This window comes from Bradyrhizobium ontarionense, from assembly GCF_021088345.1.
Classification (GTDB): domain Bacteria; phylum Pseudomonadota; class Alphaproteobacteria; order Rhizobiales; family Xanthobacteraceae; genus Bradyrhizobium; species Bradyrhizobium ontarionense.
The window spans coordinates 7,814,692-7,833,234 of record NZ_CP088156.1; the positions used below are offsets into that span (position 1 = coordinate 7,814,692).

Genomic DNA, 18,543 nt, shown 5'->3' on the forward strand with positions numbered 1-18,543 from the left:
GTGCTCCCGTCATTCGTTTTGCGCAAATCACGCCGCCGCCGCCGTATCGTCGAGCTGGCTCCATTCCGCCCAGGAGCCGTCATAGACGGCGGCATTGGGAACGCCGAGCCGATACAGCGCCAGTGCCAGCATGCATGAGGTGATGCCCGAGGCGCAGGTGGTGACGATCGGCTTGCTGAGGTCGATGCCTGCCGCCGTGAAGCGTGCGGCGAGCGCGTCGGGCGCCAGGAGCACGCCGGTGTCGGGATCGACCAGATCGGCCCAGGGCAGGTTGATCGCGCCGGGGATGTGGCCCTGGCGCTTGAAGGTGAACACGTCTGCCTGCGTGCCGTCGAACTTGCCTGGGCCACGCGCGTCGATCAGCTGGCCGCCACTCTGCAGCAGGCTCTGCACGTCGGCCGAGGTCGCGATCAAGCCGGGTGTAAAGCTCGCGGTGAAGCTCGCCGGCGCCGGGCGCACCGGCGTCATCTCGGCCGGGAGCTTCTCCTTGGTCCACTTGCCGAAGCCGCCATCGAGCAGGGCGACATTGTCATGCCCGAACACGCGGAACGTCCACCACACCCTGCCGGCGGCCGAGCCGCCATAGTGGCGGTCATAGACGATGACGCGGTCGGAATTGCCGATACCGAGCAGTCCGACCTTGTGGGCAAATTCCTCCGCAGTCGGCAGCATGTGTGGCAGCGGGGTCGATTTGTCGGCGACCTGGTCGATGTCGAAATGCACCGAGCCCGGCAGATGCCGGCCGCGATATTGGGTGCGGCCATCGAGGTTGGTGCTCGGATGATGCCAGGTGCAGTCGAGGATCTTGATATCAGGATCGGTGAGGTGCTGCGCCAGCCAGTCGGAGCTGACCAGGGCGTCAGAGAAGTCTGTGCTCATGCATGCGCTCGCGATTGTTGTGAAGCCAACGGGAAGGGCGATCCGATGACTGACGGCTGTCGCCCGTCAGAGCGTCTTCGGCATCGGGTAGCCCGGGCGCGGACGGGTGTCGTAATATTCCGGACGCTCCGGCCAGCCGCCGTCGGGAATGATCTTGAACGTCGCGACGGTCACCGGCGCGCCGGGCGAGCACGACACTTCGGTGAACTTGATCTCGCGTTCGCCCGGGCCGGCGGAGAAATCGGCGACCGTGGTGCCGTCGGCCTTGCGGGCGCGCGCGAAGCCGGGCGTGCCGACGGTGGCCGCCGGCACGGAGGCTGCAACGAAGTTCGGCTGCTCCAGGCCATCCGTGGCCGGACCGAAGGCGGGCGAGGCGAAGGTGAAGGTCGCGAGCACGCCGCTGCGGTCGACCGGCTTGTCCGCGGTGGTCGGGCGCGCCACCGAGTAGACCGTCAGCGTGCCGCCGTCCAAGGCCGCCTTGATGTCGTCGAGCGAGCTTTCGACGAAGTCCAGTGTCACGTTCATGTCGATCTCCTTACAAAGGCGCGTTTGCTGGAGAAAATTTCAAGTTCTGTGCCAGTCTCTCGCAGAAGCGAAGAAAGTTCGCTGGGGCGGCGGAGTTGCGCGAATCTTGCAACGTGTCTCCTCAGCGAGCCGACCGTCGCTTTCGATGTGCTGAAAGCGGCAATGTCGGACATGCGCCAGACATCGATGAGGCCCGACATGACGACCGACGTCGCCTACGCCATCTGCAGCTTCAACGACATCCCAAGCCGCCGTGCGATGGGCTTCGAGCTCATGATCGTGGCCGAGGACGGCAGCCACCGTCCGTGGCCGATCGTCGTCATCCGCTGGGGCAAGCAGGTATTCGGCTATCTGAACATGTGTCCGCACGACAAGGTCAATCTCGACTGGGAGCGCAATCAGTTCCTGGATGGCAACGGCCTGCGCATCCTCTGCGGCAAGCACGGCTCGCTGTTCGAGATCGGCACCGGGCTGTGCGTCGACGGTCCGTGCAAGGGCGAGAGCCTGACGCCGGTCGCGCTCACCGTTCTGGACGACGACATTTGCGTGTCCGGGGTGACGCTGGTCGAGGACGAAGAAGATGAGGACGAAACCGGTCTGCAGTGTGAGGAAGGTTGAGGCTGTGAGCTGAAGTGAAGTCCCCGCGACGGATGCTGGGACTTCACCTTGTTTTTCAGAATCAGCTTCGAAAAGCGATGATCGAGCGGGACGATGTCAGACCGGACGGTTCTCGTTGCGGTTCTTGACCGGCTCCATCTTGGCCAGTGCATCCGCATAGGGAATGAGCTCGTAGGATTCGCTGAACTCCTTGGCGGCATCCAGCACGTAGTCGAGCTTGCCCGCGGTATCGAGCTTCTTGATGTCGTTCTTGTCGATCGACAACAGGTCCAGCATCTCCTTCCAGACCGTCGATTCGTCGCAGGGCAGGACATAGAACGTCACGTCGCCCATCTTGATGCGGTACTTCGCCAAGAGGTCGATGTTGTTGCAGAACATGAAGTACTTGCCGTTTGGCTGCAGCAGGGTCTTGAGCACCTCGACCGCGGTCTCAAGATAGGCCAGCGAGTGGATGTAGCCGACGAGCACCGGAATGGTCGCCTCGCCGTCGTTGACGATCGTCAGCACCTGCTCGATCGAGAAGTCCGGCGGACGCTTCTCATCGGCGACCTGGGTCTGGAACTTCAGCGCGATGTCGCCGCGGAAGCCGAACCGTCCGGGCTTGGTGGTGGGCGCCTTCAGGACAGCGTTGAGCAGCCGTCCGTCCTTGTCGAGCTGCGCGAGCGCGGTGGTCTCGATCGCAACCGTCTTCTCCAATGTCGTCATCAGCAATCCCCTCGCATGTCGTCATGAGCCGTCTCGCCGCACGGCGCGGTCATGGCGACGTGATGCAAATTGTCTGCCGCTGCGTTTCTCGCCTTGATTTGGTTGGTGATTGTGCCCGTCGCGCAGGTGCATTGTCGGGTTTGCGCCCTGACATCCTGCCGACACACCAGCGACGCGGCGTAAACCGCCCGTGTCGGAAATCCGACACACGTCGGAAACGCCACAGCGGCAAAGCAAAAAGTCGAGCGCTTTCAGCCAATTGCTGCGTGGCACGGGACTTGCCAATCCTGTTCGCAACAGCCGAATGGGAAAGGCGAAGCGATGATGATCAACCTGACCGACAGCGCAATCAATGCGGTTCGCAACGCGATCACGACCTCCGACAAGCCGGTCGATGGCTTGCGGATCATGGTCGAGGCCGGCGGCTGCGCCGGGCTCAAATACAACATGGGTCTCGTCAGCGGCAGCGAGGCGGAGGACACCGTGATCGAGCGCGAGGGTGTGCGCGTGCTCGTCGATCACAAGAGTCTCGAATATCTCGAGGGTACGACGATTGATTTCGTCGTCGCGCTGGAGGGCTCCGGCTTCACCTTCGAGAACCCGAATGCCAAGTCCAGCTGCGGCTGCGGCAAGTCGTTTGCTTGATCCCTTAAACATTCGAGAGAACTGAAATCATGCTGGTCGAATCCCAGGGTATCGTCGAAGCGCCGGCCCAGATGAGCGAGCGCGAACGGATCATCCGGGCCGTGATCGAGGAGATCCGTCCGAACCTCAAGCGTGACGGCGGCGATTGCGAGCTCGTCGAGATCGACGGCAACAAGGTCATGGTCAAGCTCGCAGGTGCCTGCATCTTCTGCAAGCTTGCCAGCGCGACCTTGGAGGGCATCCAGGCCCGCATGATCGAGAAGCTCGGCGAGTTCGTTCGCCTCGTTCCGGTGGCCGGCGCACCCAAGGCGCGGCATTAAGGAGCGGTCTTGCGTCCGGTCTATCTCGACAACAACGCGACGACCCGTGCGGATCCCGCAGTCGTCGCGGCAATGTTGCCGTTCTTCTCGGACCAGTTCGGCAATGCCTCGTCCTCGCATGCCTTCGGCAGCGAGGTGGCCGGTGCCGTGAGGCAGGCGCGCAGGAGCCTGCAGGCTCTGTTGGGCGCCGTCTTCGATCATGAGATCGTCTTCACCTCCGGTGGGACGGAATCCGACAACAGCGCGATCCTGTCGGCGCTGGAGACGCAGGACGCACGCGACGAGATCGTCACGACGGCGGTGGAGCATCCCGCGATCCTGTCGCTGGTCGAATATCTCAGCGATAAGCGCGGCATCAAGGTGCATCTGATCGGCGTCGATGCGGCCGGTTGCCTCGATCTCGACGCCTACATGCGTGCGCTCGGGCCGCGCACCGCGATCGCCTCGGTGATGTGGGCCAACAACGAGACCGGCACGCTGTTTCCGATTCCGGAGCTGGCGAAGCTCGCGCATGACGCCGGTGCGCTATTCCATACCGATGCCGTGCAGGCCGTCGGCAAGATCGCGATCAATCTGAAATCCGCCGATGTCGACATGCTGTCGCTGTCGGGTCACAAGCTGCATGGCCCCAAGGGCGTCGGTGCGCTGTACCTCAAGAAGGGCACGCCGTTCGCGCCGCTGGTGCGCGGTGGCCCGCAGGAGCGCCGCCGCCGCGGCGGCACCGAGAACGTTCCCGCCATCATCGGACTCGGCAAGGCGGCCGAGCTCGCTGGACAATACCTCGGCGACGAGCAGGGCCGGGTGCGCGCGCTGCGCGACCGGCTGGAGCAGGGCATCATCGAGGGCGTCGGCCATTGCGCCGTGCTGGGCGATATCGAGCACCGGCTGCCCAACACGTTGAACATCGCCTTCCAGCATCTCGAAGGCGAGCCGATCGTGATGCGCCTGAACCAGGCCGGCATCGCCGCCTCGCTCGGCTCAGCCTGCGCGTCCGGCTCGATGGAGCCGTCGCACGTGCTGCGGGCGATGAACGTGCCGCCGGATCTGTTGCGCGGCGCCGTCCGCTTCTCGCTGTCGCGCGACTCCACGGAGGACGACATCATGCGCGTGCTCCAAGTGCTGCCCGACATCGTCGCCAGGCTGCGCGAGACGTCGCCGGCGTGGCTGCAGCATCATCCCTCGCAATCGGCGGACCCCATTCGATCCACGGAGCTTACGTAATGAAAGTCATGATCCGCCGCTCGCCGGAAACCGGCCTCTCTATCTATGTCCCGAAGAAGGACCTGGAGGAGCCGATCGTCGAGACCGAGCACGAGACGCTATGGGGCGGCTGGATCCGCATCGCCAACGGCTGGGTGCTCGAGCTGCCGCAGATGGCGGCCGACACGCGGCTGCCGATCACGATCAATGCGCGCAAGCGCGGTGGAGAAGGGGACGAGTAATGAATGCGCCGCTTCCGCACATCGATATCATCAGGCAGGCCGACGCCGAGGCGCTGCTCAAGGATGTCGTCGCCAGGCTCGGGGCCGGCACGGTGATCCCCTATCTCGGACCGGCGGTCTCGGAGCAGTCCGGCGCCGCAGTGCCGATGAACCCCGAGGCGCTGGCTGCCTTCTTCGGCACAAAGGTGGCACTCCCCCGCCGCGCCAAGGGCAACGCTTGGGCTGCGGCCCAGCACATCGAAAGCACGCGTCACCGCTCGACGGTGACGGCGCTGATGGCGGAGGCGTTCGCAGCACCCGTCGCGCCGACGCCGCTGCAGCAGCACCTCGCGTCGCTGCCGCTGCCGATGATCGTCGACAGCTGGTATGACGGCGCGATGCGGACGGCGCTGGCCGGGCGCAGCGACTGGGGCGAGGTGCAGGGCATCACCCGCGCCGGCATTGGCGAGGACCGCTGGTATCGCTTCTACGACGCTGGCGGCGCCGAGGCCAATCGCGAAACGGCGGGCGGCTGGGCGACGCTGCTCTACAAGCCCCACGGCGGCACTACGCCGGCCAAGAACTTCCTGATCACCGACGCCGACTATGTCGAAGTCCTGACCGACATCGACATCCAGACGCCGATTCCCGACACCGTGAAGGATCGCCGCACCGACCGCAGCTTCCTGTTCATCGGCTGCCGCTTCAACGACCAGCTGCTGCGCACCTATGGCCGCCAGGTCATCAAGCGCTCGGGTACGGAGCATTATGTGCTGGTCGAGCCGGACTCGCTGTCGAAGAACGAGCTCAAGTTCTTCATCGCCGAGCGGCTGACGCCGATCGCGATTCCGCTGCCGCGGGCGACCGAGATCATCATCGCCGGCTGAGCGAAACTGTCTGTCGGATCATCGAGCAGCGCGGCGCAAGCCGCGCTGTTTCGTTGTTCGATCCGCCCTCGTCGCGCGCCGAGCCTTGTCTGTAACGTTTCTAACATCGGGACGAACGCGAGCCTCTCGCATGTTGGCAAGGCGACAGGCGTATTCGTTCTGCTAACACGTTGATAGTCCGACGAAATGATCGTGTCCGCGGCGTGGCACGCGAGTTGCTGAACCATCGTCAAGGCGGTTTGCGGCTCGCCAGCAACGTTAAGGAGCGGACATGGACGCGTCAGTGCAGCACGAACAGGCGACGATACCGGACGGCGACAAGCTGAGCTCGGTGATGCAGACCATCGCAGAACACAAGGGCTGCGGCACATCGGGCAGCAGCGGCAAGGCGAGCTGCGGCTCGGGCGCCGGCGAGAACGACCTGCCGCCGGATATCTGGGAAAAGGTGAAGAACCATCCCTGCTACAGCGAAGAGGCGCATCATCACTATGCGCGCATGCACGTCGCCGTGGCGCCCGCCTGTAACATCCAGTGCAACTACTGCAACCGCAAATATGACTGCGCCAACGAGTCGCGTCCGGGCGTGGTCAGCGAGAAGCTCTCGCCGGAGCAGGCCGCCAAGAAGGTGCTCGCCGTCGCTTCGACCATTCCGCAGATGACCGTGCTCGGCATTGCCGGCCCCGGCGACCCGCTCGCCAACCCCGAGAAGACGTTCAAGACCTTCGAGCTGATCGCCCGGACCGCGCCCGACATCAAGCTCTGCCTGTCGACCAACGGCCTTGCGCTGCCCGACCATGTCGACACCATCGCCGGCTTCAACGTCGACCACGTCACGATCACGATCAACATGGTCGACCCCGAGGTCGGCGCCAAGATCTATCCGTGGGTGTTCTGGAAGCACAAGCGCTACACCGGCGTCGAAGCCGCCAAGCTGCTCACCGACCGCCAGCTGCAGGGCCTGGAGATGCTGACCGAGCGCGGCATCCTCTGCAAGGTCAACTCGGTGATGATCCCCGGCGTCAACGACAAGCACCTCGTCGAAGTCAACAAGGCGGTGAAGTCGCGCGGCGCCTTCCTGCACAACATCATGCCGCTGATCTCCTCGCCGGAGCATGGCACCGTGTTCGGCCTGACCGGACAGCGCGGCCCGACCGCGCAGGAGCTGAAGGCCCTGCAGGACGAGTGCGAAGGCGAGATGAACATGATGCGGCATTGCCGCCAGTGCCGCGCCGATGCCGTGGGCCTGCTCGGCGAGGACCGCTCCGCCGAGTTCACCACCGACAAGATCATGGCGATGGAAGTGAACTACGACATCGACAGCCGCAAGGCCTATCAGGAGGCGGTCGAGAGCGAGCGCGTGGCCAAGGTCGTCGCCCGGCAGGAGGAGCTCGCCTCGCTCGCCGGCCAGTCCAGCGACATCAAGCTGCTGGTCGCGGTCGCGACCAAGGGCTCGGGCCTGATCAATGAGCATTTCGGCCACGCCAAGGAGTTCCAGGTCTACGAGCTTTCCACGGCCGGTGCGAAGTTCGTCGGTCACCGCCGCGTCGACCTGTACTGCCAGGGCGGCTATGGCGACGAGGACAGCCTGGAGACCGTCATCCGCGCCATCAACGACTGCCATGCGGTGTTCGTGGCCAAGATCGGCGGCTGTCCGAAGAGCGACCTGCAGGCCGCAGGCATCGAGCCGGTCGACCAGTTCGCCCATGAGTTCATCGAGAAGTCGGCGATCGCCTGGTTCAAGAGCTATCTCGACAAGGTCAACAGCGGCGAGATGCAGCACGTCGTGCGCGGCGACGCCGAAATCCGCCAGGGCGCTCTGACCTCGGCGGCGTGACATCCAATTCCGGCGGCGCGACGGCGTCGCCGGACCCTTTGACAGGAGCATTTGATGACTTTGAAGATCATTGCCTCGCAGTGCACGAGCTGCTCGGCCTGCGAGCCCGAATGTCCGAACGTGGCGATCTCCGAGAAGAACGGCACCTTCGTGATCGACCCCAAGAAGTGCACCGAATGCCTCGGTCATTTCGACGAGCCGCAATGCGCGGCGGTCTGCCCGGTCGACAACACCTGCGTGATCGACAATTCGTTTCCGCGCTATCAGCCGCCGGCCTGAGGGAGATCGAGATGAACTTCACTCTCACGTCTGCTGCGCAGAAGTTCATGCGCATGATGCTGCGGTCCGACGGGACGGCAGGCTCGGGCTTCCGGCTCGCGGTCTCTCCCGGCGGCTGTTCCGGCCTCGCTGCCGACATCAGCGTGCTCGCCACGCCGCGGCCCGGCGATGCGGTGGTCGAGCGCGACGGCATCAAGCTTTTCCTGCCGGCCGAGAGCCGGCTGCTGCTCGACGGTGTCACCATCGACTTCGCTGATACCGCGACCCAGACCGGCCTCGTATTCCACGATCCGAAGCAGGTCTCGTGCTCGACCCACGCCCTGAAGGCCTTGGAGCACTAGGACAGCGCCATGCCCACCGATGCCCGGCCCAGCTCCCAGACTGCCATCGAGGACGCGCTGCTTGCCGACGCGCTGCTCGGTGGCGGCCTGCCCGAGGAGGCCGAGCATCATCTGTGGCAGGCGGGCCAGAGCTATCATCTCGATGAGGTCGCCGAGGCGCATCTGAAGCAAGCCGAGGCGCTGGCGCCCGATCATGCGGCGGTCCTGATCGGGTTCTACCGCTTCTACTTCTACAAGGGACGGCTGACGGACGCGCTTCGCATTGCCAAGCGGTGCCTGACCAAGGCTGCGGTCGAAAATCGCCTGCCGCCGCATTGGCGCGACGTGCGCGCCGGCCATGCCGAGTTCGGCAGCTACGACAACATGCTGCCGCGCTTTTTCATGTTCACGCTCAAGGGCTACGCCTATTTGCAGATGCGCCTCGGCAATCTCGTGGAGGGGCGGCTCGCGGTGCAGAAGCTGCTCGAGCTCGACCCGAGCGACAAGATCGGGGCGCGGGTTCTGCTCGAGGTGGTCGACCGGGTGGAGCTCGACGATGAATGACGACATCGACGAGGCCATCGACTGGCAGGGCAACGAGATCAGCTGTGCGGGTTGTGCGCACCAAGAGCTGAACGCATCCGGCCGCTGCCGGCTCCGGCACGCCTGCGTGCACGACCGCTACGCCCGGCGCATCGACCGCTTCTTCAACTGGAATCCGGCGCTCGCCAACGACTACGTCAAGCATCCCCATTTCGAGGTGCGCGCGATCGCGGCCAAGCACGCCAGTCCGTTCTATCTGCCGCCGCTGCTCGATGATCCCGAGGAGACGGTGCGCTGGAATGCGGCGCGGCGGCTGCCGAAGCGGCTGGTGCTGCGGCTGCGCCATGATCCGCATCGCGAGGTCCGCATCCGCATCGCGACCGTGCTCGACCCGGAAGACTTGATGCCGATGATGATGGACGACGACTATTACGTCCGCCTCGTCGTCGCGCGCCGCATCGTGCCGTCGGTGCTCGGCCGCATGATGGGGGACCCGGAAGCCGAGGTTCGGCGCGTGGTCGCGCGGCGGATCCCGAGCGACTGGCTGCTCGGCATGATCAGCGATCCCGACGCACGGGTGCGGCTGGAGATCGCCGAGCGTCTGGCGCCGGATCTGCTGACGGCGATGCGCAGGGATGCTGACTGGCGCGTGCGCCACGAAGTTGCGAGCCGGATCCCGCTCAGCGAGCTCGCGGAGCTCGCGCGCGACGAGGATCCGCTGGTGCAGGAGATGGCGCGTGGCCGGCTCGAGAACCGTTCCGGAGCTGCGATGGAGAAGCCTGCATGAGCAACATCGTTCGTGACAGCGAGGTCGTGGAGCTGTCGGCGCCGCCCTATTTCACCTTCGGCGAAAAGGTCAAGGCGAAGCGCACGATCCGCAATGACGGCACCTATGCGGGCAAGGAGATCGGCGAGATCCTCGCGAAGAAGGGCGAGATCGGCTACGTCGTCTCGATCGGCACCTTCCTGCAGCAATTCTACATCTACGGCGTCGAGTTTCTCGAAAGCGGAAACCGCGTCGGCATGAAACGCAAGGAGCTCGAGTCGACCGTTCCCCGCGGGGAGGCCGAGGACGAGCTGCCGCTGCCGGGAGGATATAGATCATGATCGAGCCGCGCCTGCCTAGATATCAATGGGGTCAGCGCGTGAAGGCGCTGATCGACCTCGTCAATGACGGCTCGTTCCCCAACGCACCGGCCGAGGCCAAGCTGGTCGGCGTCGGTGATCTGGGCGAGATCGTTCAGGTCGGCACGCATACGGAAGCAAACATGCCGATCTATCTCGTCGAGTTCGGCGAGAAGCTCGTCGTGGGTTGTCTCGAAGAGGAGATCGTCCCGGTTTGAGGGGCGATGATCAGCCATGGCGGCAACCGCGCTCAAGCCGAGTTTCGTCCTGCCTGCGCATCCCAATGAGCTGGATCGCAAGCGGATCGAGCGCGCGCTGAAGTCGCGCAAGCGCTACCGCTATGTCGAGCCGACAGTCTTGCCGGCCAATGAGGGCTATCACGTCCAGAGTCCGTGCTGCTCACGCAACATCGACAAGGACGGCGGAGTGATCGATGTCGCATTGCTGCGTCACGATCCGGCGAATGCGATGTGGAAACTGTTCTGGAGAGATCACGCCCAGGGGAGTTGGGAGCTGCACAGCGTGCACAAGCGGTTGACCGCGGCGGTCGACGAGCTGAACGCCGACCCTGAGCGGATATTCTGGCAGTAGAGCGAAGAGGACGGGCGACATGGCACTTGCCGAGCAGGAACTGAATGAGATCGAGCAGGTCCTTAACGGATCCGAGGCCGGCAGCGCTGCATTCGGCGAATTGCGCCGTCGGTTTCCTAAACTGGCTCTGACGCGTTGCGATGCCTCCGATGTGACGGAGCAGCCGTTCCGCAGCTATCCGGCGTTCGACCTGCATCTCCTCGACACCAGCGACCATTGCGCCCTGGTGACCGACGATCCCGCCAAGGCCACCGGCCTGATCCTGGCCAAGCGGAGCTGATCATGAACAAGCCCGTTCTGGTGCATGATGCGGATCGACAGGAGCAGGACGAGGCCGAGCTGACGCCGGTCGGCTCCGACTTCATCCCCTTGTCCGATCCCGATATCACGACGGCGGAGATCGCGGCGGTGGAGGCGACGTTGCGCTCGCCGCGGCTATCCTGCGGTCCGCTCGTCGAGGAGTTCGAGGCGGCCTTCGCCGCCTATCTCGGACGCAAATATGCCATCGCGGTGCCGACCGGGACGCTCGGCCTGCTGCTCATCCTCAAGGCGCTGGGGATCGGCCCCGGCGACGAGGTGATCGCGTCGTCCTATTCGTTCCGCGAGGTCGCGCATGCGATCAGCATCGTCGGCGCCAAGCCGGTGTTTGTCGATATCGACTACTACTCGGGCACCTTGGCACCCAGCAAGGTCGAGGCCCGGATCACGGCGCAGACCAAGGCCATCCTGGCTGGCAATACCAACGGCCATCCGGCCAAATGGTCGGAGCTGCAGGCGATCGCCAAAGCGCACAGTCTGCCTGTCATCGAGGATTCGACCGAGGCCATCGGCTCGAAATATCAGGGCGCGCTGGTCGGCACTTTCGGCGCCGCCTCGGTGTTCGACTTCTCCCAGCCGTTCGCGCTGACTTGCGGCGAGGGCGGCATGGTCGTGACCGACGACGTCGACATCGCTGTCGCCGTACGCCGTCATCGCTCCCACAGGCTCGACGAGCGCGCATCGGTCGTGGTGAGCAGCAGCGCGTCGCATCAGGCCGTCATGAGCGACGTTACCGCGGCGCTCGGGCTGGCGCAGCTGAAGCGGATCGACGAGATCCTCGAGCGCCGCAAACTGATCGAGCAGATCTATTACAGCGAGGTTCAGTCGTTCGAGGGCATCAAGGACCCCTATGTCGGCCCCGAGGTGACGGAGGTGAACTGGTTCCTGTATCAGGTCCATCTCGGTACGCGGTTCTCGAAATCGAGCCGCGACTCGATCGTCGAGGATCTCAGGGTCGAACAGGTTGAAGCCATCGCCTATTCGAATCCATTGCATCTGCAGCGGCATTATTTCGACATGGGCTATCGGCGCGGCGACTGCCTCGTGACCGAGAAGGTCGCCGATCGCGTCGTGGCCTTACCCTTCCACGTTCATCTGACCACGGACCAGATCGCCTTCATCGTCGCGACCATGAAGGACGCATCGGTCAATGTCGGAGCGGGCGCGGCGATCTACTGACAAGTTCTGATCTCAAACTGAAGAAGGAGAATCCAAGTGGCGACATTGACGGTAATGCCATCAGGCAAGACGATCGAGGTGGGCGAGGGCACCACCATTCTGGCGGCGCTGCTCGGTGCCGAGGTCGAGATCCAGCACAAGTGCGAGGGCCAGGCGAAGTGCGGCTCGTGCCACATCTTCCTGCAGGAGGGCCGCAAGGGTGTGTCGAAGGTCTCCAAGCTGGAGAACGAGAAGCTCGACAGCATCGTCGGCGTCGGCTCGAAATCCCGGCTCGCGTGCCAGGCGACCATCCTGGGCACGGAGAACGTCAAGATCGAGCTGCTCGGCTTTGGCTCCGGTCTGTAAGAGGAGGTTCACATGGACAACGTGACGCTGCATGTTCGCTTTGCCAATGACGGCACCGTGGCCGAAATCAGCGAGCGGCCGGTCGGGCTGACGCCGCAGCAATGGTTCGACAAGTTGAGTGAGGCGATCGGAATGAAGGCTTATCAGACCTTCGCCGGCGGCCGCGGCGTGTTCAAGGTGGCGCGCGACCAGATCGAGGCCTTGAAGACCGCAGCCGTGGCGTGACGGCTGCACTGCGGACCCATGCTTGAAGCGGCGGCGTGATGGCGGATACAGGGCAGGATTGCAAGTTCTTCGTCTCGTATACCGGCGTCAAGCTGCCGTTGCGGCTGGTCACGGCGATCGCGCCGCAGCAGCTGTCGAACCGCAACACCTTCATCCGCGGCTATTACGATGCCGCGGGTGCACTGACCGGATTCGACAAGGTCGTCTATGGCGAGATCGAGCTCACGCATCGCTACAGCTACCACGCCAATGGGGCGCTGAGCCGTGCCGAGATCGTGATGCTCGACGAGGATCCGGTGACGCTCAATTTCGACGAGAACGGCGCGCCTGTTGCCGCGCAAGACGCTGCGTGAGGGGGAGGGACCGTGACCGTCGCCAAGCTGATCGAGGCCCTTGCCAGCATGCCAAAGGACGCTATCGTGCTGATGGACAGCGGCGCCGGATTGTCGCGGGTCGATGCGCTGGAGCTCGTGGACGAGCAGGGGCCCGGCGCCCCGGCTGAGGTCATCCTGCAGCCGAGCTTGGACGAGTAAAGACAGGAACGGCCGATGGCGGATGCTGGGACTTCAGAGACCGAAACTTCGGAAGCAGGACCGGTCGTCACGCCCTATGAACGCATCGGCGGCGCCATCGTGGTCGATCGTCTGGTCGAATCCTTCTACCATCGGATGGACACGCTGCCAGAGGCAAAGGTTATCCGCGACATGCACGGCACCAATCTTGGACCGATCAAGCACATCCTGAAGCGATACCTCTCGGAATGGCTCGGCGGTCCAAAACTGTATTCGCCGGAGAAGGGCCATCCGCGGCTGCGTCAGCGCCACATGGGCTTTTCCATCGGCAATGCCGAGCGCGACGCCTGGCTGAGGTGCATGCGCGGTGCGTTGGAGGAGACGGTGGCCGACGTTCAGGCGCGGCAGGACGTCGACGCCGCCATGACCAAGCTCGCCGACTGGATGCGCAACCAGGCCGGCAACCCGCACGACGCCCGGGCGGCGCGGCCGTGAGTTGATCTGCCGTAGCCAACACTGAACTCATAGCGGCAAGAAGATCGAAAGATGAGCTGCGGTGCTCATGAATGCGCCCTCTCCCCTTGCGGGAGAGGGCATCTCAGACAGAGCGGCAAGCTCAGTCGGGTGAGGGGTATGCCTCCACGAGTGTTGTTTGCGGAGACATACCCCTCACCCAACTGAGTGCGTGGATGGATCGGAGATGCCCTCTCCCGCAAGGGGAGAGGGCACCGTATCGAACAGCGCGACACTGGCCTACCCAACTCAATCTGTAGGGCGGGCAAAGCGAAGCGTGCCCGCCGCGACTCTATCGGCTGATGATATCGTTGGGATGGTGGGCACGGCGAGCTTCGGGCGACCCAAGCCAACTGCCGCTGGTGGCGCCTTTGCCCACCCTACGCATTAACTAATACAACGGCACGCCGAAGAAGTTCTCGTCGTCGCCGCCCCAGGCGCGATGCAACGCCAGCGCGTTCTGCCAATGCATCATCTCGGCATCGCTGGCGTTGCGGTGGGTGACCTTGCCGTCCGGCTTCTCGGCCAGCAGATAGAGCTTGCCGTTGCGGATGAAGCGATTGAGATCCTTGGCGTCGTTGGGGCGCACGACGCAGCGCGGTCTCTCGTCGATCAGGATGGTGGTCGGCAGCATCGCAGCGCTCTCCATCGCCCCATGGGCTCTCAATCAATGGCCTGTCGATCTGTGGTCAATTAGTCAGCCGGCGGCCCCATGTCGTCGTCCGCCTTCTTCTTCTTTTTCTTGTCGGTCTTGGCGAGCGCGTAGGCGCCGGCGTTCTTCAGCGTGATCGGCGGCTGGCCCACGACGTATTGCGAGATCCACGCCATGGTTCGCTCATGCGCGAGCGCGGCGGCGGCCTCATCGTAGGTTTCGCCCTCGCCATCGAACGCGTGGGAGGCGCCGGGATAGGAGAAGGCGCTGACCTCGGGATGGTAGGCGCGGAACATGCTCACTTCGGTGAAGGGGACGACCGCGTCGGCCTCGCCGAAATGCAGCAGCGTCGGCACTTTGCGCTTGGCGCCGGCCGCATCGACCACGCCGGTCGCGTAGTAGCTCACGGCGCAGGCCAGCCCCGACACACGGTTGGCCGCGTTGTAGGCCAGACCGCCGCCGCCGCCAAAGCCGACCACTGCGACCTTGCCGTAGTCCTTGACGCTATCGACGGTCGACTGGATCTCGGCGAGCAGAGGTGCTGCCGGATCCTGCGTGGCCGCGGCGGGCTCGCTGTCGGGCGCTGGCTCTGCTGTTGCAGGAGGCGACAGCTCCGGCGCGATCACGACATAGCCGCCTGCAGCGAAGGCATCGGCGACCTTGCGAAGCTTGCTGGCGGCGTCGGTGCCGTCCGGCAGAACGACGATGGCCCCCTTGGGGGTATCGGCGGGATCGGCGCGAAACGCCTGGAATGTGTGGCCGTCGTTCGCGGTCAGCCTGACCGTACTCTCCGTAGGCATCCGATGCTCCTATTCTTTCGGCGCGGCGCCGCGCGTTACAACAAACCCAGCTCCAAGGCGGTCTCTTCGGACATGCGCGACTTGTCCCATGGCGGCTCGAAGACGAGCGTGACTTTGACTGAGGCGACGCCGTCGACGGTTTGAACCGCATCCTCCACCATGCGGACGATCTCGCTCGCGACCGGGCAGCCGGGCGCCGTCAAGGTCATGTCGATCTCGATCGCGCCGCCACCCTGATGAGCGATCCGGTAGATCAATCCGAGGTCGTAGACGTTCACCGGAATCTCGGGGTCGTAGACCGTGCGCAAGGCGGCGATCACGCTCTCGGCGGCATCCTGGGAGCCGGTCGACAGCGCGGTCTGTGCCGTGGAGGGAGGGGGCGCGGTGTGCATGGTCATCATGCGTTGGTTCCTCTCTGGTTTCTGGTTCGCTCCGGGCGATGGTCGTTTGGATTCGTGTCCATATTGCGCATTGCGTCATGCATGGCGGTGCCTCACTGTGCGCCGAGCCCCTCGGCGAGCGCGGCGACGACCGGCCATCCGACGGCACCGGTCGGGTCGAGTTGGCGCAATGCTGCGAGCATCTCGGCGGCGCCGTCGGAGTCGTTCTTGCGCAGGTGAATGAAGGCGAGCGCCTTCAGTGTGTAGAGCGCGAAGCGACCCGCGCCGTCGGGCAGCGGATCATGCGGCACCCAGCGTCGCCAGTCGGCAGGCCAGCCGGCCTGGCGCGCGGCCTCGTCGAGGCCGAGCTCGGCGACCGCCTTCGCCTCGTCGAGATGGCCCTGATAGGTGTGAATCTTATAGAGGCAGAAGTAGGTCGGCAGCTCTTGCGGAGCCGCGGCCAGCGCCTGTCGAAACAGCCGGTCTGCGCGCGCGTGGTCGCGACGGTAAGCCGCCACGCCCTGCTGCAACAGCGCGTCGATCTCTTCGGGAAGATCGCCGAAGTTGATCGTGTCGGGTTCGCTGACGAGTTCGAGCATCTGCATTGACCTCGATCAAATCATTGCAAGACGCGGACCGTTTTTGCGCCGATGCGGCAGGGGCCATCGCGGGTGCCAAGCGGGCGAAAGACGGGGCTGATGTTGCATTTTCAACGCCGGCGTTTCGCCGCATCATCGCTGATGTCGCAAAGTCGACGCGCCCTGGGGATTGTTTTGGCGCGGATGAGCCGTCGGACGCCGACACGCCGGCGATTGTGGCGTGCAAACGACTGGTTCGGAGCTTGCATGACGCCCCATCAATCCAGCGGGAGTCACAGCGATGGCGATGGCAGCAACTGATATCGAACGTCTGATCAAGGAGTCGTTCCCGGATGCCGTCGTCGTGATCGAGGACCTGGCCGGTGACGGCGACCATTATTCGGCGCGCGTCACCTCACAGGCTTTCGCCGGGAAGAGCCGGGTGCAGCAGCATCAGATGGTCTATTCGGCCCTCAAGGGCCAGATGGGCGGCGTTCTGCATGCGCTCGCGCTCGAGACATCATTGCCGAAATGATCGTTGCTGCCGAACTGATCGGTCGCATCCAGGGATGAAAGGATTACGTCAATGTCGACATCCGAGCGCATTCAGAAGCTGATCGACAGCAATGATATCGTTCTCTTCATGAAGGGCGTGCCGGCGGCGCCGCAATGCGGCTTCTCGGCTGCCGTCGCGCAGATCCTGGCCAAGCTCGACGTACCATATGAGAGCGTCAACGTGCTGGCAGATCCCTTCATCCGCGAAGGAATCAAGGAATTCTCGAACTGGCCGACCATTCCGCAGCTCTATGTGAAGGGCGAGTTCGTCGGCGGCTGCGACATCGTGCGCGAGATGTTCCAGGCCGGTGAGCTCGCGACCTTGCTGACCGACAAGGGCATCAAGGCGCCGGCGTCATGAGCGACACGGGTGTGGTCGAAGCGGATGACGCTTTTGAGATTCCGCAGCTCTACAAATATCACGCCTTCGTCTGCCTGACGCAGCGGCCGCCCGGACATCCGCGCGGCAGCTGCGGTGCGCTCGGCGTGCAGCCGCTGTGGGACCGGCTCACCAAGACGATCGAGGCGCAGCGGCTGACGGATATCGGCATCACTGCCGCCGGCTGTTTCGGCTTCTGCAGCGCAGGGCCGATGATGGTGGTCTATCCCGATGGCATCTGGTATCGGCCGACCAAGCCCGAGGATATCGACGAGATCGTCGAATCCCACTTCAAGCAGGGCAAGCGCGTCGATCGTCTCGTGATGGTCCTGAAACGATAAGACTGCGTCAACCGGAGCTGCTCAGCGCGGCTCCGGGCAGGGTGTCGACGCATCCGGACGCGTGCAGCCCTGGACATCGTCCAGATCATCGCGTTGTCCCAGCAGCGAGAGCACGGGCTCGCGGTCGAAGCCGGCGCAGCACTGGCCAGAGGCCTCGATCAGCGGACGGCGGATCAGCAGCGGATCCTCCAGCATCAGATCGATGGCCGCCACGGGCTCGACCGTCTCCGGCTTGATCTCACCTGATTTGACGCGCGGTGAGGCCGGGTTGAACCAGGCTGCGACAGGCGTGTCAGCGAAGAACGCGCGCAGCCGCTCGCCGGTCCAGGGTTCGGTCAACAGGCTCCTGGCGACGACCTCGTGGCCGGCGCGCTCCAGCATCAGCTTCTGCCGGGCATTGGTGCCGCAGCCCGGCTTCTCGTAGAACACGACCGTGGTCACGTCAGACACCGCCGAGCTGCACGAGCGTCGCACCGCCGGCGCGGCCGAGAATGGTGTCGACCTTCTTGCGTACCGTTTCGATCGTGAGCGGCTTGACCACGGCGCCGTGCGCGCCGGCTTTGAGGCCCTCGATCGCGATCGCCTCGTCGGCCTTGGCGGTCACGATCAGGACCCGCACGCCCTTGAACTTCGTCATGATCTCGCGGACCAGGTCGGGGCCCCGCTGCTTGAGGAAGGAGACGCCGAGCATCACCACGTGGGGCGCCAGCCAGTCGACGCCTTTCTCATAAGCTTCCTCCGGCGTCGCCAGCTCATGTGTCTCGATCTCATCATGCAACATGAACTGCAGGGCCGCACGCGTGATCTCGTCATCGTCGATCACGAACACGCGCCGCTGGTCCACTGCTTTCGCCGTTTCAACTCCGATCTGCATCGCATCCTCCTCAACGTTATCAGCGTCTGTGCCGCAGGGCTGCAAAGGGGATCTAGCAAATCTCGTTCCGGGCCTTGCGCGGCTGCAAAGTCGCCGCTGTTGTGTCGTTTCGGACAGCGCAGCGCGTCATCAGATCTTGCGAGGCATTCCGATGTCGGGTTTGCAACAAGTCGCGAGCGACTGCAGACTGTTCGCCATCT

General features: G+C 64.2%; 33 protein-coding genes. 24 read left to right on the forward strand and 9 right to left on the reverse strand.

Going from position 1 to position 18,543, the window contains the following annotated elements; all coding sequences use genetic code 11:
- Nucleotides 1-27: 27 nt before the first annotated feature.
- Both LQG66_RS34210 and LQG66_RS34215 read right to left on the reverse strand, forming a co-directional pair.
- On the reverse strand, nt 28-879 hold the full coding sequence (locus LQG66_RS34210) for a sulfurtransferase (protein ID WP_231320200.1): 852 nt from the start codon (nt 877-879) through the stop codon (nt 28-30).
- Nucleotides 880-945: 66 nt separating this feature from the next.
- The gene (locus LQG66_RS34215) at nt 946-1,404 is read right to left on the reverse strand and encodes a hypothetical protein (RefSeq protein WP_231320201.1); all 459 of its coding nucleotides are present in this window, start codon (nt 1,402-1,404) and stop codon (nt 946-948) included.
- 198 nt (nt 1,405-1,602) lie between these two features.
- Here LQG66_RS34215 and LQG66_RS34220 point away from each other — a divergent pair, with 198 nt between their 5' ends.
- Entirely contained in the window at nt 1,603-2,022 is a 420-nt protein-coding gene (locus tag LQG66_RS34220; RefSeq protein WP_231320202.1) for a Rieske (2Fe-2S) protein, read from the forward strand.
- A gap of 96 nt (nt 2,023-2,118) precedes the next feature.
- On the opposite strand, the gene LQG66_RS34225 is transcribed toward LQG66_RS34220, so the two are convergent.
- Entirely contained in the window at nt 2,119-2,727 is a 609-nt protein-coding gene (locus LQG66_RS34225) for a hypothetical protein (protein ID WP_231320203.1), read from the reverse strand.
- A gap of 324 nt (nt 2,728-3,051) precedes the next feature.
- On the opposite strand from LQG66_RS34225, the gene LQG66_RS34230 reads away from it, so the two are divergent.
- From LQG66_RS34230 to LQG66_RS34325, 20 genes are all read left to right on the forward strand, one after another.
- Nucleotides 3,052-3,372 carry a HesB/IscA family protein gene (locus LQG66_RS34230; RefSeq protein WP_231328054.1) on the forward strand — a complete coding sequence of 107 codons (321 nt, stop codon included), beginning with the start codon at nt 3,052-3,054 and terminating at the stop codon, nt 3,370-3,372.
- A gap of 29 nt (nt 3,373-3,401) precedes the next feature.
- A complete protein-coding gene (locus LQG66_RS34235; RefSeq protein WP_231320204.1) occupies nt 3,402-3,692 on the forward strand; it encodes a NifU family protein in 291 nt (96 codons plus the stop codon).
- A gap of 9 nt (nt 3,693-3,701) precedes the next feature.
- A complete protein-coding gene (gene nifS, locus LQG66_RS34240) occupies nt 3,702-4,913 on the forward strand; it encodes a cysteine desulfurase NifS (RefSeq protein ID WP_231320205.1) in 1,212 nt (403 codons plus the stop codon).
- Nucleotides 4,913-5,134, forward strand: a complete 222-nt coding sequence (nifT, locus tag LQG66_RS34245; RefSeq protein WP_012029022.1) for a putative nitrogen fixation protein NifT — start codon at nt 4,913-4,915, stop codon at nt 5,132-5,134. The genes nifS and nifT overlap by 1 nt, the downstream gene beginning before the upstream one ends.
- Nucleotides 5,134-6,000 carry an SIR2 family NAD-dependent protein deacylase gene (locus LQG66_RS34250; RefSeq protein WP_231320206.1) on the forward strand — a complete coding sequence of 289 codons (867 nt, stop codon included), beginning with the start codon at nt 5,134-5,136 and terminating at the stop codon, nt 5,998-6,000. Before nifT ends, LQG66_RS34250 begins: the two co-directional genes overlap by 1 nt.
- A gap of 271 nt (nt 6,001-6,271) precedes the next feature.
- Complete coding sequence (gene nifB, locus LQG66_RS34255; RefSeq protein ID WP_231320207.1) at nt 6,272-7,834, forward strand: nitrogenase cofactor biosynthesis protein NifB; 1,563 nt, start codon at nt 6,272-6,274, stop codon at nt 7,832-7,834.
- Between the two features lie 54 nt (nt 7,835-7,888).
- The gene (locus LQG66_RS34260) at nt 7,889-8,113 is read left to right on the forward strand and encodes a YfhL family 4Fe-4S dicluster ferredoxin (RefSeq protein WP_015665417.1); all 225 of its coding nucleotides are present in this window, start codon (nt 7,889-7,891) and stop codon (nt 8,111-8,113) included.
- 11 nt (nt 8,114-8,124) lie between these two features.
- Nucleotides 8,125-8,454: a HesB/IscA family protein gene (locus LQG66_RS34265; protein ID WP_231320208.1), complete on the forward strand. Its 330-nt coding sequence runs from the start codon at nt 8,125-8,127 to the stop codon at nt 8,452-8,454.
- A 9-nt stretch (nt 8,455-8,463) separates the two neighbouring features.
- Complete coding sequence (locus tag LQG66_RS34270) at nt 8,464-8,997, forward strand: hypothetical protein (protein ID WP_231320209.1); 534 nt, start codon at nt 8,464-8,466, stop codon at nt 8,995-8,997.
- Nucleotides 8,990-9,763 (forward strand): 4Fe4S-binding leucine-rich repeat protein, encoded by a 774-nt coding sequence (locus tag LQG66_RS34275; protein ID WP_231320210.1) that lies wholly within the window; start codon nt 8,990-8,992, stop codon nt 9,761-9,763. Before LQG66_RS34270 ends, LQG66_RS34275 begins: the two co-directional genes overlap by 8 nt.
- Complete coding sequence (locus tag LQG66_RS34280; RefSeq protein WP_231320211.1) at nt 9,760-10,083, forward strand: nitrogen fixation protein NifZ; 324 nt, start codon at nt 9,760-9,762, stop codon at nt 10,081-10,083. Before LQG66_RS34275 ends, LQG66_RS34280 begins: the two co-directional genes overlap by 4 nt.
- Nucleotides 10,080-10,319: a nitrogen fixation protein NifZ gene (locus LQG66_RS34285; RefSeq protein WP_231320212.1), complete on the forward strand. Its 240-nt coding sequence runs from the start codon at nt 10,080-10,082 to the stop codon at nt 10,317-10,319. Before LQG66_RS34280 ends, LQG66_RS34285 begins: the two co-directional genes overlap by 4 nt.
- 16 nt (nt 10,320-10,335) lie before the next feature.
- Nucleotides 10,336-10,692 (forward strand): DUF3024 domain-containing protein, encoded by a 357-nt coding sequence (locus LQG66_RS34290; protein WP_231320213.1) that lies wholly within the window; start codon nt 10,336-10,338, stop codon nt 10,690-10,692.
- Between the two features lie 19 nt (nt 10,693-10,711).
- Nucleotides 10,712-10,972, forward strand: coding sequence for a hypothetical protein (locus LQG66_RS34295; protein ID WP_231320214.1), 261 nt, complete (start codon nt 10,712-10,714; stop codon nt 10,970-10,972).
- A 2-nt stretch (nt 10,973-10,974) separates the two neighbouring features.
- Nucleotides 10,975-12,189, forward strand: a complete 1,215-nt coding sequence (locus LQG66_RS34300; protein ID WP_231320215.1) for a DegT/DnrJ/EryC1/StrS family aminotransferase — start codon at nt 10,975-10,977, stop codon at nt 12,187-12,189.
- Nucleotides 12,190-12,225: 36 nt separating this feature from the next.
- Entirely contained in the window at nt 12,226-12,534 is a 309-nt protein-coding gene (locus tag LQG66_RS34305) for a 2Fe-2S iron-sulfur cluster-binding protein (protein ID WP_231320216.1), read from the forward strand.
- A gap of 12 nt (nt 12,535-12,546) precedes the next feature.
- On the forward strand, nt 12,547-12,759 hold the full coding sequence (locus LQG66_RS34310; RefSeq protein ID WP_231320217.1) for a hypothetical protein: 213 nt from the start codon (nt 12,547-12,549) through the stop codon (nt 12,757-12,759).
- A gap of 38 nt (nt 12,760-12,797) precedes the next feature.
- Entirely contained in the window at nt 12,798-13,112 is a 315-nt protein-coding gene (locus tag LQG66_RS34315; protein WP_231320218.1) for a DUF6156 family protein, read from the forward strand.
- Between the two features lie 12 nt (nt 13,113-13,124).
- Nucleotides 13,125-13,292: a hypothetical protein gene (locus LQG66_RS34320; protein ID WP_015665429.1), complete on the forward strand. Its 168-nt coding sequence runs from the start codon at nt 13,125-13,127 to the stop codon at nt 13,290-13,292.
- A 15-nt stretch (nt 13,293-13,307) separates the two neighbouring features.
- The gene (locus tag LQG66_RS34325; protein WP_231320219.1) at nt 13,308-13,766 is read left to right on the forward strand and encodes a group II truncated hemoglobin; all 459 of its coding nucleotides are present in this window, start codon (nt 13,308-13,310) and stop codon (nt 13,764-13,766) included.
- A 409-nt stretch (nt 13,767-14,175) separates the two neighbouring features.
- Here LQG66_RS34325 and LQG66_RS34330 read toward each other — a convergent pair whose 3' ends face one another.
- The 4 genes from LQG66_RS34330 to LQG66_RS34345 all read right to left on the reverse strand — a co-directional run bounded on the left by LQG66_RS34330 (nt 14,176) and on the right by LQG66_RS34345 (nt 16,221).
- The gene (locus LQG66_RS34330; RefSeq protein ID WP_231320220.1) at nt 14,176-14,418 is read right to left on the reverse strand and encodes a hypothetical protein; all 243 of its coding nucleotides are present in this window, start codon (nt 14,416-14,418) and stop codon (nt 14,176-14,178) included.
- A 59-nt stretch (nt 14,419-14,477) separates the two neighbouring features.
- A complete protein-coding gene (locus tag LQG66_RS34335) occupies nt 14,478-15,236 on the reverse strand; it encodes a dienelactone hydrolase family protein (RefSeq protein WP_231320221.1) in 759 nt (252 codons plus the stop codon).
- A 35-nt stretch (nt 15,237-15,271) separates the two neighbouring features.
- Nucleotides 15,272-15,634, reverse strand: coding sequence for an iron-sulfur cluster assembly protein (locus LQG66_RS34340; protein WP_231328055.1), 363 nt, complete (start codon nt 15,632-15,634; stop codon nt 15,272-15,274).
- 95 nt (nt 15,635-15,729) lie between these two features.
- Nucleotides 15,730-16,221, reverse strand: a complete 492-nt coding sequence (locus LQG66_RS34345; RefSeq protein WP_231320222.1) for a tetratricopeptide repeat protein — start codon at nt 16,219-16,221, stop codon at nt 15,730-15,732.
- A gap of 274 nt (nt 16,222-16,495) precedes the next feature.
- Between LQG66_RS34345 and LQG66_RS34350 the strand changes: the two genes are divergently transcribed.
- Genes LQG66_RS34350 through LQG66_RS34360 form a run of 3 tightly spaced genes read left to right on the forward strand, consistent with a single transcriptional unit; the run spans nt 16,496 to nt 17,469 of the window.
- On the forward strand, nt 16,496-16,729 hold the full coding sequence (locus tag LQG66_RS34350) for a BolA/IbaG family iron-sulfur metabolism protein (RefSeq protein ID WP_231320223.1): 234 nt from the start codon (nt 16,496-16,498) through the stop codon (nt 16,727-16,729).
- Nucleotides 16,730-16,780: 51 nt separating this feature from the next.
- Nucleotides 16,781-17,110 carry a Grx4 family monothiol glutaredoxin gene (gene grxD, locus LQG66_RS34355; protein ID WP_231320224.1) on the forward strand — a complete coding sequence of 110 codons (330 nt, stop codon included), beginning with the start codon at nt 16,781-16,783 and terminating at the stop codon, nt 17,108-17,110.
- Nucleotides 17,107-17,469: a (2Fe-2S) ferredoxin domain-containing protein gene (locus LQG66_RS34360; protein ID WP_231320225.1), complete on the forward strand. Its 363-nt coding sequence runs from the start codon at nt 17,107-17,109 to the stop codon at nt 17,467-17,469. The genes grxD and LQG66_RS34360 overlap by 4 nt, the downstream gene beginning before the upstream one ends.
- Nucleotides 17,470-17,490: 21 nt before the next feature.
- Here the strand turns inward: LQG66_RS34360 and LQG66_RS34365 are convergent, their stop codons facing one another.
- Both LQG66_RS34365 and LQG66_RS34370 read right to left on the reverse strand, forming a co-directional pair.
- Nucleotides 17,491-17,910 (reverse strand): ArsC/Spx/MgsR family protein, encoded by a 420-nt coding sequence (locus LQG66_RS34365; RefSeq protein ID WP_231328056.1) that lies wholly within the window; start codon nt 17,908-17,910, stop codon nt 17,491-17,493.
- Between the two features lies 1 nt (nt 17,911).
- Nucleotides 17,912-18,343 (reverse strand): response regulator, encoded by a 432-nt coding sequence (locus tag LQG66_RS34370; RefSeq protein WP_231320226.1) that lies wholly within the window; start codon nt 18,341-18,343, stop codon nt 17,912-17,914.
- Nucleotides 18,344-18,543: the final 200 nt, after the last annotated feature.